This window comes from Ruegeria sp. BHSA162, from assembly GCF_059613385.1.
Genome location: NZ_JBXWSK010000091.1, coordinates 1 through 12,754 on the forward strand (window position 1 = coordinate 1; position 12,754 = coordinate 12,754).

Below are 12,754 nucleotides of genomic sequence, written 5' to 3' on the forward strand. Positions count from 1 at the left end.
GTTCAACATGCCCGACCGTCTCCAGCGCCTGTTTCTGTTCGTCGCTGAACGAGGCCCAATAGCCGTCCTCGGTGAAATCCGGCGCCGCAGCGATGGTGACCATCCCCGCGATCCGCTCGGGCATGGCCCGCGCCAGCAGCAACGCCTGCCAGCCTCCCATGGACGAACCCACCACGATCAGCGGCCCTTCGGTCAGCGCTGAAACCGCCGCAACCGTGTCCTCATGCCAATCCCCGATGCACCCCTCCTCGAACCGGCCGGAACTTTCGCCATGCCCGGAATAGTCGAACCGCAGATAGGCCTGCCCACGTGCCCGCGCCCAGTCCTCGAGATGCACCGCCTTGGTGCCCTCCATGTCCGACCTGAGGCCACCCAAGAAAACGACCGTGGGGCCCGCCCCTTCGCTCTTGTGATAGGCCAGCCGCCGCCTCTGTGGCGTTTCCAGAAATGTCGTCGCTGCCATGAAATCCTCACATGCTTTTCCAGCATCATGCACGCGCCGCGTCCAAGTGCAATTCCCGCCCCTCCGTCATCTGGCGGCAGATATCCCGCGGCACGCTTGGAGCAGAGCCCTCTGCCCGCCGACGCTTGACACAGACCCCACCACCTGCCAAACGGACCCGACAGCATAACCCGCAACCGGGCGTTCTCATACCCCACGCCAGCGAACCCCCTGCAAATTCATGGAAAAATACCTAAAAAACAGGAATTTGCTTGTATCACCAAACCGTTTCACTGCCCCTGTCAGACCCACTCAACCCGCGTGGATATCATGCCACAACAGTGACGCATCAGTGACGAAGGGCTAGTAGCGGTGCGATGGCGTTGCTAAATCCAAGGTGTCGGGGGGTGCGCCAACACCCGCCCGACTGACACGACCGAACTGCATAAGGACACGGCCATGACAAAGAACACATCTGACTTTCTGACCTCAGTTGCAAGTCTCGTGGATCAGGACGACCGCGACCCCCGCGAGGTTGTTGCTGACCTGATGCAGGCTGCACTCGACACGGGCATCCGCAAGGAACTGCGCGCCAGTGTTGCGTTTGCCCTCGAACAGGCGAACGGAACCGCTGCCAAGGAATTGACTGATCTGGCCTGCCGCCGCCTGAAACCCGGTCGGCGTCTCTCGGACCCGCAATATGCGGGCCTTACGCTTGTAGCTACCACGCGGGGCAAGCGTTGGATTTACCGCACCCAGAAAGGCAAGCGGCAGCGACAAATCACCCTCGGGCACTACCCCGCCATGAGCCTTGCCGAGGCACGAGAGGCGTGGGCGCAGCCCGTCACCAAGGTCGCCGACAAGCGGTCTGAAACGACGCTGGACGAACTGACCGAGGCTTACATCACAGCCATGCAGACGCGCGGCACAAAGTCGTGGCGGCGGTCAGAGAACATCCTCACCAAGAACGTTCTGCCCAACCACGGCGGCATGCGCCTCGGCGCGCTGGACGTGGAGGCCCTGAACGCGACGTTTACCCACCTGATAGATGACAAGCCCGGTGCGGCGCACAACATCCGCATGGCGATGGCAAGCATGTTCAAGTGGGCCAGCGAGAAGAAAATGATGCCCGCAGGCGTACCGGTCCCGCAGTTGGATAAGACCCCGAAATCACAGATCAAGGACTACCGCCCGTCCATGTCCGAACTGCGCACGATGGTCCGGGGCCTTGAAGAACTGCAAGACATCGACCGGGACATCATGCGCCTGCAACTGCTGACGGGCACCCGCATCAGCGAGGCGCTGGGCGCTGAGTGGTCGGAGATTGACCTTGAACATGGACGCTGGACCATTTCCGCCCAGCGCATGAAAGCCAAGAAAGAACATCTGGTCATGCTCTCGGCGCAGGCGGTCGAGTTGCTGCGCAACCAACCCACGCGAGAGGGTCGTGTGTTCGGTCGTCGTGGCCGCAAGACTGTCTCGTTGAATTGGGCGCGGCAGCGCGACGAGTTGAGCCTACCCACCGACTACACCAGCCACGCCAACCGTAAGGCACTGCTTAGTTGGGTTGCCGAAAACGGTGGCGGCAAGGACATCCGCGACCGCCTGTCCGCACATAGCCCTGACACCAGCGAGGCGGACGCGCATTATCAGCTATCCGAGTTGAACCAGCCCGCCGCCGAATGGTGGCAGAAATGGGCGGACTTCCTCGACGGGCTCACCGCTGAGAGCGTGGTGCAGTTGTCGGAGGGACGGGCATGACCAACCCGAAACCCAACCCGTTCGCCGACGCCCAGCGCGTCGATACCTCGGCCACGATCATGCGCCGCCTGAAAGTGAGCCGCGAAGAAGCCGAGCGGCTGGCGGCGCTGCCACCGGGTAAAGTGAGTGCCCTGGACTTCATCAAATTGCGCCTGCTGAACCTAGACGGGCCTGACCCCCGAGAGGATCACATAGAGGCAGAATCGGCTTACACGGCAGTGCAAAGCGTCCTGAGCGAGCGCAACAGCGCGCGCGGTAAGAACGCCCGCCCCGGTCGTCGTCCTCACCATGACGAGGTGATTAGGCGAGCGATGGCGATAGTTGAACGCAGCCCAAACATGGCAGGTTCGGCGAAACACCTCGCGGAACGGGTTTATGATGAGATGTCGTTAGAACGGACTGCGGATGAGGTGGCGAAACTACCTTCCGAGGGCAGCATAGCCCGCTGGATACGAGCGGAATTCAAGAAAAATGGACCGCTAAAAAGATAGTTTGCGCGTAACTGAGTTACGAATTCGTCCATCTGGAACACCCCCTGTTAGCCAAGTGTCACGACCTAATTAATGGAGTGACACATGGCTAGAGAGCCTGACCTGACTATCGCCGAGGCATGCACTGAGATGAACGTCTCGCGTAATGCGGTCGGCAAGCTGATAGCGTCCGGGCAATTGTCTACTTACTTCGTAGGCAAGCAAGAGCGCATCACTCGAACCTCACTAGATGAGTACAAGGCGAACAACGCCTACGTGCCCGACCCTGCCCTTTTGGCTAAGGTGGCAGGAGACGCAGCATGAGCGCCCCGGTCCCTACCCCAAATCAATCCTCGGACCTGTCCGTTAAGGAAACCTGTCGCGAGTTGCAGGTGTCGTCCTCGACCGTCTGGCGCTGGCTCAGTAGCGGCGAGTTGACCGGCTACTCGAACGGGCGCGTCACGCGCATCGACCGCGCCAGCATCGACGCCTTCAAGGAACGGAACCGCATCCAGCCAAAGGAGCGAGACGATGCCGCGTGATCTGGACCTGGCGCTCCTGAACCAGCGAGCGTGAGGGAAATAAGTGCTGTTTCGGAGGGGCATCAGTGACGCGAACAGTGACCGCCTCTGCCCGAGCCGCCGAAACACGCAGGAAAACGATGAATTGCCCGCAACACAAGCTTCTATGGGCGCAACAGGAAGGAACGCCGTAATGGATCCTAAACAGATCAAATACACCAACATCCAGTTGGTGGACCCAAAAACCGGCGGCAAGCATTACCGCCGCGACGCGGACGGGACGCTGCACAAGGAAACGGTGGGCTACCTAAACGAGGGACGCGCCTACGTGGATGGCGTCGCGGACATGGCCGAGTTCGCCGCAGTTTTGAACGACAATGTAATACCGGGTGTGGATGTCATGGCCTACGGGTTGCCAATCGTTCCCGTGGACGTCGACGGCGTGGGTGTGTTTTCGAAGGCTCGCTACATGGAACAAGGCATCACCCGAACCGAGAGCCATTTCGTTTGGAGCGACGGCCCCGGCATTATGGCAATGGACTACGACCCACGGGAGGGCCACGCGGTCCTGTCACCTGACGAACTGTGGGGGCAGTTGTGCCGGGTCATCCCCGACCTTGAGGAACATGACGTTGTGTGGGCACCGTCCTCATCCTCATTCGTTTACGACAGCGAGACCGACGAGCAATTGATCGGGCTGAAAGGGCAGCGCCTCTACATCGGTGTCGCGGATGCCACGGACATACCCCGTGCCGCTGACGTTCTGCTCAAACGTATGTGGCTGAACAGGTTCGGCTACATTTTCATCTCGGGCAGCGGCGCACAACTCATCCGCGCTACGACCGACCCCTGCATGTATCAACCCTCGCGGTTGGACTATGCCGGTGGGGCCGTGTGTGGCGAGGGTCTGGAGCAGCGCCGCCCGAGGCCTGCACGGCTCATCAGCGAGGGTGAGCGCCTGATCGATACCCGCGCGGTGTTCAAAGACCTGACTGCGGCTGAGGAACGCACCTACACCCGCTTGGTGGAGGAGGCTAAAGGCGCAACCGATGCGGACGCCACCGCTGGGCGCGAGAATTGGCTGGAGCAACGCCTGAGGACGGAAGCCATCGCCATCGTGGGCGAGAACGCCAGTGAGGCGAAGGTGGACGCCGAGGTTGAACGGCTCACCCAGCGTGGGCGTCGCACGGTGCTGGAAAAGCAGGCTAGTAGCGAGCGCCCAATCCTCCACGCTGCATATGTGGTGTACCTCGCGCGCAGCGGCGAACCGGTTACAGTCGGCGACATGCTGAGAGATCCGGCCACATACGAGGGCGAAAACCTGTCCGACCCGCTGGAACCGGACTACGGCGGTGGGCGCGCAACGGCGATTGTGTACACCCGCAACCGCCGCATCGTCAGTCAGGCGCACGGCGTCCAGAAAACCTACGTTATGGGCAGCGACGAGGAATACAACGAAATTTGGCAGGCGCGCGTGGCGGACCAACGGGCGCGCTGGCCGCTGCATGTCGAACGGGTCGGGAATGTCCTAGATCTAGATGCCATCGAACTGGCCCTAGCCGTCGAGGATAACCCCGAGGCCATTGCGGCGCTGGAACAGAAAGCGCGGGACCAGAAGGCCAAAACCGAGTGGGACAAGGCGCGCAAGCGCGCCCGCAATGTGTTCGTGACCGAGGCGGCGCGGGATACCGGCGACAAGGTGGTGATAGACACCGCAGACCCGAACCTACTCATGGATAGTGCGCCGCTGCTCGAAACGTTACTGGGCGAGGCGCGTCTTGCATTCTCGTATGGAGGCGTTGGTGTCGGCATCCGTAAGACCCGTTCAACTTACCTCACCACCACACGGCGGGACCACACGGGCGAAGTCATCAGCGACGAGGACGGCAAGCCGATTAAAGACCCCGCCCTTGTCGTTCGCACCGAACCCCTCACCACCGGGCACATGGTCGGCCTCCTGCATCATATCGCTTATTTTCAGCGCGTGACACATACGGACAGGGGTGTGACTGCAACGCCGGTGTTCGCCCCCAACGCGCTCGTCAACCACATGACCAAGGCGGCGGGACCAATGCTGCCCACCCTGAAAGGCGTGGTCTCGCATCCGGTCCTGTATGGCGGGCAGTTGTTGGCCGGGTCTGGTTACCACGAACCCTCGGGCCTGTGGCTGGAAACAGGTGACGCTGAGATTGAGAATTGGGACGACCCACAGGAGGCCGTCGCGTTCCTGCGCGACGAGTGGTTGTGCGATTTCCCGTTCGATACAGACGCGGACTTTGCCGCCGCCCTGATGCTGGCGATTTCACTGCTGAAAAACAAAACAAGCCTGTACGGGTCGGCGATACCACTCAACGCCCTGACAGCGCCCAGCGCAGGCATCGGCAAGTCCATCCTGCTCGACTGCCTCAATTGCGCCGTCACCGGCCAAATCGCCGCCATGACGCAGTTGCCTGACAACCGGGAGGAACGCGGCAAGCTGATCACCAGCACGGTCATGGAGAGCGCGTCGCTGCTCGCCTTCGATAACGTCCGCACCGGCTCGACCATCGGCAACAGCTACAGCGACCTACACCAACTCGTCACGTCAGGTATGTGGAACGGTCGGGTGCTGGGCGTGTCCAAGACCTACTCCGGGCCGTCCGGCATGGTTGTCGCCCTGACCGGCAACAACATCCTCATGGTCGGGGACACAGCGTCTCGTGCCATCGAAATCCGCCTCGTGCCGCGCGGTATCGAAAACATGGTCCTGCGTGACTTCAAGCACCCGGACATCATCAGGTGGACGCGCGAGAACCGAGGCCGCATCATCGGCGCACTCGCCTGCATCGCCACCGCCAAGGTGACCTCAGTAAAACCCAAGAGCCGGTTCCCTCAGTGGGAACGCGAGGTTGCCAGACCAGTGCTGAACGTGGTCGACGCGCCGGGTTTTTTTGAGCCGTGGGTCGAGGCAGGAGAGGAGGATGTCAAAGGGGTCGCACCGTCCGGCCTGAGCGACCTCCTTAAAGCCATCACCCTGATCGAAGTCGGCGGGATGCTGCAACCGCCCGAGGGTGACTGGGTTACGGCTCAGGAAATCAACACCCATGTCGGTGATCGCATCATGGAAAAGGCGTTTCCGGGCGAGACGAGACCATCAAACCAAGCGGTGACGGGATACCTGCGACGCAACCGCGACACCAAGGTCGATGACGCCTACACACTCAGGGCCGCGCGCATGAACCTCGGCGGGCGTACCGGTCGAAAGGCCAGATGGGTGTTTCGAGTGGAGCGGACGAAAGATGCACCCGAAATTAGCGAAAGCGCCCGAGTTTTGTTTGTGAAGGAGTTTGCGGGATCGAAAAGTAAAAAAAGCTAAGTACCTGATTTCATTTAACATGCGCCCAAAAACCCCAAAAAGCGCCAATTCGTCCGCGCAGATATGTTCGGAAAAACTCAAACACGATTTGAATATTTACAAATAAAAGGTGGGGTAGCGGTTGGCGCAAATTGGCCAATGTTGGCGCACTTATCTTTTCCGAGGCTCGCTCATGAACCGTCATAAGCACAGGAATGAGAATACGCGAGACGTGGCCTGCGTCATTCAACCCGCGAAACCACAAACCAATGGCGATCGAGATACACAATGAGATAGACTTGGTACCAGCATGCGGTGAGGCTTCGTCGATCAAGAGGCAAGCGTCGGGGTGGATTTTGTGATGCCAGGCAAAATCCAGAAATTACCCCCCCACCCCAACAAAAACACGGGGGCGAGTGGAGCTTGGCACCCCCAAAGCCCGTCACCCCTCAGAAAAATTTTTTCGATTTTTCCCGAATACAAAACTTCAGACAGCGGCAAGCAAATCGCTCTTCCGTGTCCGTTTTGAGCTTTATGCAGACGTTTGCTGAAAAGTCATGAGCGACCAGTATGCGGACGAAGCGGACCTTGATGGTCACAGACTGAACGTCGGCTTCTGGCATTGTTGCGTGAGCTGTTTCTACAAGGCAATAAAAATTGTCTGTCCGTTTCGAGCAAACTTACAATGCCGGGCAACTTTCTTGTTCTATCTTCTACTTTCCGACAAGAATTGCGTGTTCCCGTTCGATAACCCTTTCCCAATCGCCTTGAGTTTTCAGACCGGTCGAAGAGTCTCCCATTAGCGAAGTCACCATCAGTCTTCCGCGCGCTTTCGCTTCTTCTTTCGAAAACCCGGCCTGTTCAAACATCCAGGCGGCGAACTGGAATCGTTTGCCGATGGTTCTTTGGTACGCCTCTCTTACTTTCTCATCGGTATTCGCCCACACAGAGACAGCGTGATCTGGCAAGGCGGCGTCCTCTTCAATGACCTTTTTCATGAGAAGAAGAATGCGGTCTTCCGGGGGGCCGCCAAATGTCTTTGCCTGTGTGATTACGTTGTCAGTCAGTTCCTGCTCCCAATATCTGAGAACCTCATCCAAAAGCTCGCGGACGTTCTTGAAATGCCAATAAAAGCTACCGCTTGTCAGGTTCAGTCGCTTTGCCATTGGCACGACCTTTATCGCGGAAACGCCGCCCTCGTTGAGTACTTTGTAGGCCAGCAATATCCAGTCTTCTTTGGTCGCGGCGTTTTTAGGTGAGCTTCGAGTGTTAGATTCTGACATTCAGATTGCAGCATTCTTCATTTGACATAGAGCAGTCTATGGTTCTACCGTAGAGATGTCTATGGTGAATGAGAGGTTCACGAATTCGTGTTCTCTTAAGAGGCTTCGCTTTGAAGGGGGGATCAATGAATAACTTAATGAAAACCGCAGCCGGCACATTGATGGCCTTAGGTATGACACTGGCTGGCACAGCCACGGCGCAAAACGCCTTGCCGACAGGTCGGAGCGCCAGTGCAATCGAAAACGGTGTTTATCCCGCGTCTTACTTTCCCAACACTGAAATCCTCGGAGAGGATGAGATGCGTATCACGGCATTGGGTACAGGGATGCCAAACCAAACCAAGGCCGCAGTTTCTATTTCGTTTTATGTGGAACTTGGGAATGGGGACGTCTTTCTGTTTGACGTGGGTACGGGCGCAACGGGCAACCTGTTCTCGCTGCGACCGGACTTTGCAAAGGTCGACAAGGTCTTTTTCAGCCATTTACATGTTGACCACGTTGGAGACTTCATGGGCCTCCACGTTGGGGGGTGGCTTTCGGGCAGATATACCCCGCTCCGCATCTTCGGCCCGTCCGGATCAGAGGATGAACTGGGCACCAAAGCCTATGTCGAGGGTATGTCCAAAGCCTATGCCTGGGACTTGGCCACGCGAACGGGCGCGCTGCCGGACGATGGAGCAAAGCTTGATGTCACCGAATTCGACTACATGCAGGAAAACGAGATCGTCTATCAGGAGAACGATGTCACGATCCGGTCCTGGCCTGCGATCCACAGTCTTGATGGTTCCGTGAGCTACTCTCTGGAATGGAATGGGCTGAAATACGTCTTTGGTGGCGATACTTACCCGAACAAGTGGTATGTCGAATATGCCAAAGGGGCGGACATCGCTTCGCACGAGGCTTTTCTGCCTCCCGCTGCACTGGCCCCCTATTTTGGCTGGGACATGAAACAGGCGACCTATGTAGCCACGCGCGTTCATACCGAACCTGCGGCCTTTGGCAAAGTGATGTCCGCGGTCGAACCGCGCATGGCGCTCGGGTATCACTCTGTTCTTTCACCCGAAAATTATCAGGCGATTTTGGAAGGTGTCCGTTCGACCTACGATGGGCCTCTGACACTGGCGCGAGATCTACAGGTGATCAACGTAACCAAAGACCAGATCGTTGTTCGGGAAGCGAGTGTTGATGACTATGCGTTGCCACCAGCTGTAAGCGACGAGTACATCAATGCCCCGCGTTCAAAAGAAAAAGAGCCGTCCGACAAAGTCAAAGCGGGAAAATGGGAGGGTTACACGCCACCGCCAATGCCGGATAATTAACGTTCAGGAGTGAACAAAATTCCGATTTGGCAGTATCTGTACTGGCTCTTCCTGATGCTGAGCCTGATGGCCTCGGGTGTACAGACCGTTTCGGCGGATGTCGTTCTGACAAACGGTTCGGAAGTCGCGCCCAATATTGCTGTCCTTCATGTCAAAGATGATGGAGTTTTCGTCGACCTTGAAGTCTATGTCGAAGATATTCCGTTGTTTACGGATATGCTGCCAATCGGTTGGTCATCCGATTTCGTCAGGGATGAGCCAGAGGCTGAACAAGGTTCTGCCCAAGCCGAAAGTCGGGCGCTGTCGATTGTTGGAAGGGACGGACAGGCCCTACACGCTGAAATCAGAAAGTTAGAATACCGAACGCGCATAGACCGGGCCTCACCGCTTGCGGGTCAGCGCGATCCATTCTCGGGTCAAATTGTGCCCAGCCCGCCAACAGATCCGCGTGTTTTGTTCCTCGAAGTGTTCTTTCCGTTTCAAAATTCACTTCCCGAAGAGCTGACTATAATGCCTCCATCGCGGGATGACGAACCCCTGGTGACAATCGGGATGCAGGTTTTTGACCGAGAGGTTCCGGTCACGGATTTCCGCTTCTTGTCAAAGCCAGCAGAGTTAAGGATTCATTGGCCTGATCCGTGGGATAGCCGTTTTTCTGCTGAAAGCCTGAATCGAAAAGCGCAGGACGGAACTTCCAGCTTTCTTTACATCGAACCTCGTGAAGTTCGGCATGAGACGCTGATCCGCTTGCGAGAACTCGCGCCTTGGATTGGTGAAACTTTCACAGTGGGACAAACACTTTCACCACAGCGTAGCGCCTTGATCGTAAACCAGGCGGCGTCCTTCCTGGCTTCACGTAACCCTGTGACCATTGATGGCAAATCAGTGCAACCGTCAAACGCAACAGCAAAGCTCCTGGAGCTAACATCGCAGGGTTTTCAGGTTGTCGAGCCTGGAAAGGAAGTGTCCGTGAACAATGCGTTTATCGGCGCCATCCTGTCTTTCTCATCGGCAGAACTTCCCGATCATGTGACAGTCACATGGGATATGTTTGACCAGGAAATTTCCCGCGTCGCAACGATTTCAAACGATATCGCCGGGCCGTTCTTTGGAGCTGTTACACCAGCGGACCCTCAGTTTCACTGGCAGAACCACCTACTCCAATACCAAAGAGCATCTGTTACTCAGATTCCAGTTGAACAGCAGAAACGGCAGAAACTAACCGTGGCTTTGATTGCCGGGATTATCAGTGCCGTCTCACTCTGTTTTTTCCTGCTAACTAGAGGCAAAGTCGCAAAGCGTGCCAGTTGCATGACTATGATTGCCGCAACATCGGCAACGTTTGTATTTTCGGGATATTTGCCGGAATTACCCTGGAAGAAGTTCGAGCCCCCTGAGCCGCAGGTTGCGGAAGATATACTGCGCTCGATGGTCGAAAACTTGAACACGGTGACCCTGGAAATATCGCCGACAGCAAGAAAGGCAGAGCTGGCACACATTGTAACGGAAGCGTCTCTGAGTGACATCGCAACAGAGGTTGAACGTGGTCTCGTGATCCGAACGCCAGGAGGCAGTCTTGCTACAGTTACCGAAATTAGAGACCTGAATTTAGAGCGCGTTGACCCGACCCTCAAGCCGGGTGGATTTAGCACTCTGGCCAAATGGACAGTGAAAGCCCAAGGCGGTCATTGGGGGCATGCCCACATGCGCGCGGTTACGTTTCGGGTGCTGGCGGAGGTCATACCTGAGTCAGGCCATTGGAAGCTGGATGGATTAACTGTAATCGAGGCTCGCGATCCAAATGCATGAGCGTTTAAGACCAAAGGTTTTTGCTTTAGGCGCTCTGTTTGTCGGAGTGCTTTTGTCACTGACGCTATCAGCCTCGGCGCATTTTTTGCTTAACCTCAACGTTCGAATTTCGCATGTCGAGCATTCCGAAGACGGTCTACGTATCTACATGCGCACGCCCATGCCTTATCTGGTTGCAGATAAGGTCGGTGATCAGAATGGTGATGCCTTGCCGGAAGCTGCACCATTCACGACCAATGCCATGAGCGACGGTCAGTTGGTCCACTTTGTCGACTTGCAAGCTGTCATGAGCGGTCCCAATGGGCTGGGGCAATTCGCCGAAGGTGGATTACATCTGTCGGTCGACAATCAGCGGTTAAGAGGAACAGTTAAGTCCGTTCGCTTGCATCGCATTGGAAATGAGCCCGGATTTGCAACTTTGGCCGAAGCTCAACAGGCCGTGGACACCGAAACAGCCTTAAAGCCACCGCTTTTTGTTGGTGACACAATTGTCGATCTCGTCCTGTATTATGACACTGACGGCCCGGTCCAATCGTACAGCATTGCCAACGTGCTGGACCCCGGCTTGCCCGATCAGGACCAAACGGCCAACCTCATTCTCGACTACGCGTCAGACACACCGCAGATATTCCGATCTCGGGGCCTGATGACTGAACCATTGGTGGTTCAGCAAGAGGGGTATGGAGGATTTCTGAGTTTTGTCTGGGAAGGCATACGACATATCCTCGAAGGGTTGGATCATGTTTTGTTTGTTGTGTGTTTGGTCATCGGAGCGCAGACACTCAGGGCGCTATTGCTGCGTGCAACCGGTTTTACCGTTGGGCATAGCGTAACGCTGTCGCTGGGGTTTTTCGGGTTTGTGCCATCGGGCGCGTGGTTTGTTCCTGCCGTCGAAACTGGGATCGCGCTTTCTATCATATTTGCAGCTGTCACAGCGTTTATGAGTTTTAAGGACAATGCGCGCTCTGAAGTCACAATGGTGCTTCTGACAACGCTGATTGGCCTCTTGCACGGGCTTGGGTTTAGCTTTGTGTTGCACAAGATCTTGCAGGTCACATCTCCAAACATCTGGCAAAGCCTGCTTGCTTTCAATCTTGGCGTCGAGCTTGGCCAAGTTGCCATTATTCTTGCACTCTGGCCTGCCTTGACAATGTGTCGGCGCGTGAACTCCAGTTTGTGGATGTCCCTAAGAGTGGGATTAGCCGGTGGATGTGCGGCTATCGCCTGCTATTGGACCTTTCAGCGAGTTGCCGAGGTTTATTCCACGCTGACTTAAGGTTATTGCAATGGCGCGTACCGTGATGTTTGCCTGAGAGAAAAGCGGACATTCGGCTGTTCCGCAGCATAAGACAGATTGGGCTCGAATTGGACATTCGCCGCGCCAGGCATGAATGACTGCTCTGCGGACGAAGCCGCCTGATGCTGGTGCAGCGAAATCGGCATCGGCTGTTCGGTCAAGCCTCGGAGTGTCGTGTGACGTTGCGGTACGGCTTCCACGAAGCGGCCATTGAAAAAGCAATAAATGGGCGCGAATCCAAACCTGCCGTTTTCCGCTCGGGCATCGTATAGTCCAGTTGCGGACCATGCGGACCTAGCCGAATTCGCGCGCAGGGCTACTTTCCCTTAAAGGTCATTATAGAAGGTGGGTTTGATGAGGTTACTTGTGAAAACGATCGGGCTGGCGGTGCGAGGGATGGCGCCCCGGTCAGGCCGTGCTCGAACGGACAAGTGTCCGGCTTTACGTCGAGGAGGCATCCTGATCCGCGGCCGTTTCATTGGAGCGATATTGGCGACAGCGGTGCTGGCGGCCGGGAC

General features: G+C 56.8%; 11 protein-coding genes. 8 read left to right on the forward strand and 3 right to left on the reverse strand.

Annotated elements, in window-relative coordinates; translation table 11 throughout:
• A partial coding sequence (locus AC2FM5_RS17290; protein WP_496737053.1) for an alpha/beta fold hydrolase occupies nt 1-463 on the reverse strand: 463 nt, incomplete at its 3' end.
• Nucleotides 464-901: 438 nt separating this feature from the next.
• On the opposite strand from AC2FM5_RS17290, the gene AC2FM5_RS17295 reads away from it, so the two are divergent.
• From AC2FM5_RS17295 to AC2FM5_RS17315, 5 genes are all read left to right on the forward strand, one after another.
• A complete protein-coding gene (locus tag AC2FM5_RS17295) occupies nt 902-2,203 on the forward strand; it encodes a tyrosine-type recombinase/integrase (protein ID WP_496737055.1) in 1,302 nt (433 codons plus the stop codon).
• Entirely contained in the window at nt 2,200-2,694 is a 495-nt protein-coding gene (locus AC2FM5_RS17300) for a hypothetical protein (RefSeq protein ID WP_171177352.1), read from the forward strand. Before AC2FM5_RS17295 ends, AC2FM5_RS17300 begins: the two co-directional genes overlap by 4 nt.
• A gap of 84 nt (nt 2,695-2,778) precedes the next feature.
• A complete protein-coding gene (locus AC2FM5_RS17305) occupies nt 2,779-2,997 on the forward strand; it encodes a helix-turn-helix domain-containing protein (RefSeq protein ID WP_170602299.1) in 219 nt (72 codons plus the stop codon).
• Entirely contained in the window at nt 2,994-3,215 is a 222-nt protein-coding gene (locus tag AC2FM5_RS17310) for a helix-turn-helix domain-containing protein (protein WP_171177354.1), read from the forward strand. Before AC2FM5_RS17305 ends, AC2FM5_RS17310 begins: the two co-directional genes overlap by 4 nt.
• Before the next feature lie 172 nt (nt 3,216-3,387).
• Nucleotides 3,388-6,549 carry a hypothetical protein gene (locus AC2FM5_RS17315; protein WP_496737058.1) on the forward strand — a complete coding sequence of 1,054 codons (3,162 nt, stop codon included), beginning with the start codon at nt 3,388-3,390 and terminating at the stop codon, nt 6,547-6,549.
• A gap of 10 nt (nt 6,550-6,559) precedes the next feature.
• Here AC2FM5_RS17315 and AC2FM5_RS17320 read toward each other — a convergent pair whose 3' ends face one another.
• Nucleotides 6,560-6,862, reverse strand: coding sequence for a hypothetical protein (locus AC2FM5_RS17320; protein WP_496737060.1), 303 nt, complete (start codon nt 6,860-6,862; stop codon nt 6,560-6,562).
• 379 nt (nt 6,863-7,241) lie between these two features.
• On the reverse strand, nt 7,242-7,811 hold the full coding sequence (locus tag AC2FM5_RS17325; RefSeq protein ID WP_496737062.1) for a TetR/AcrR family transcriptional regulator: 570 nt from the start codon (nt 7,809-7,811) through the stop codon (nt 7,242-7,244).
• A 137-nt stretch (nt 7,812-7,948) separates the two neighbouring features.
• Here AC2FM5_RS17325 and gntH point away from each other — a divergent pair, with 137 nt between their 5' ends.
• Genes gntH through AC2FM5_RS17340 form a run of 3 tightly spaced genes read left to right on the forward strand, consistent with a single transcriptional unit; the run spans nt 7,949 to nt 12,215 of the window.
• On the forward strand, nt 7,949-9,130 hold the full coding sequence (gntH, locus tag AC2FM5_RS17330) for a guanitoxin biosynthesis MBL fold metallo-hydrolase GntH (protein WP_496737064.1): 1,182 nt from the start codon (nt 7,949-7,951) through the stop codon (nt 9,128-9,130).
• 54 nt (nt 9,131-9,184) lie between these two features.
• The gene (locus AC2FM5_RS17335) at nt 9,185-10,939 is read left to right on the forward strand and encodes a hypothetical protein (protein WP_496737066.1); all 1,755 of its coding nucleotides are present in this window, start codon (nt 9,185-9,187) and stop codon (nt 10,937-10,939) included.
• A complete protein-coding gene (locus AC2FM5_RS17340) occupies nt 10,932-12,215 on the forward strand; it encodes a HupE/UreJ family protein (protein ID WP_496737068.1) in 1,284 nt (427 codons plus the stop codon). The genes AC2FM5_RS17335 and AC2FM5_RS17340 overlap by 8 nt, the downstream gene beginning before the upstream one ends.
• The last annotated feature ends 539 nt before the right edge of the window (nt 12,216-12,754 follow it).

Excerpts from the sequence above, each read along its gene's own strand:
- AC2FM5_RS17295 (WP_496737055.1), top strand. The coding sequence starts at position 902 with ATGACAAAGAACACATCTGACTTTCTGACCTCAGTTGCAAGTCTCGTG.
- AC2FM5_RS17300 (WP_171177352.1), top strand. The coding sequence starts at position 2,200 with ATGACCAACCCGAAACCCAACCCGTTCGCCGACGCCCAGCGCGTCGAT.
- AC2FM5_RS17305 (WP_170602299.1), top strand. The coding sequence starts at position 2,779 with ATGGCTAGAGAGCCTGACCTGACTATCGCCGAGGCATGCACTGAGATG.
- AC2FM5_RS17310 (WP_171177354.1), top strand. The coding sequence starts at position 2,994 with ATGAGCGCCCCGGTCCCTACCCCAAATCAATCCTCGGACCTGTCCGTT.
- AC2FM5_RS17315 (WP_496737058.1), top strand. The coding sequence starts at position 3,388 with ATGGATCCTAAACAGATCAAATACACCAACATCCAGTTGGTGGACCCA.
- AC2FM5_RS17325 (WP_496737062.1), bottom strand. The coding sequence starts at position 7,811 with ATGTCAGAATCTAACACTCGAAGCTCACCTAAAAACGCCGCGACCAAA.
- gntH (WP_496737064.1), top strand. The coding sequence starts at position 7,949 with ATGAAAACCGCAGCCGGCACATTGATGGCCTTAGGTATGACACTGGCT.
- AC2FM5_RS17335 (WP_496737066.1), top strand. The coding sequence starts at position 9,185 with ATGCTGAGCCTGATGGCCTCGGGTGTACAGACCGTTTCGGCGGATGTC.
- AC2FM5_RS17340 (WP_496737068.1), top strand. The coding sequence starts at position 10,932 with ATGCATGAGCGTTTAAGACCAAAGGTTTTTGCTTTAGGCGCTCTGTTT.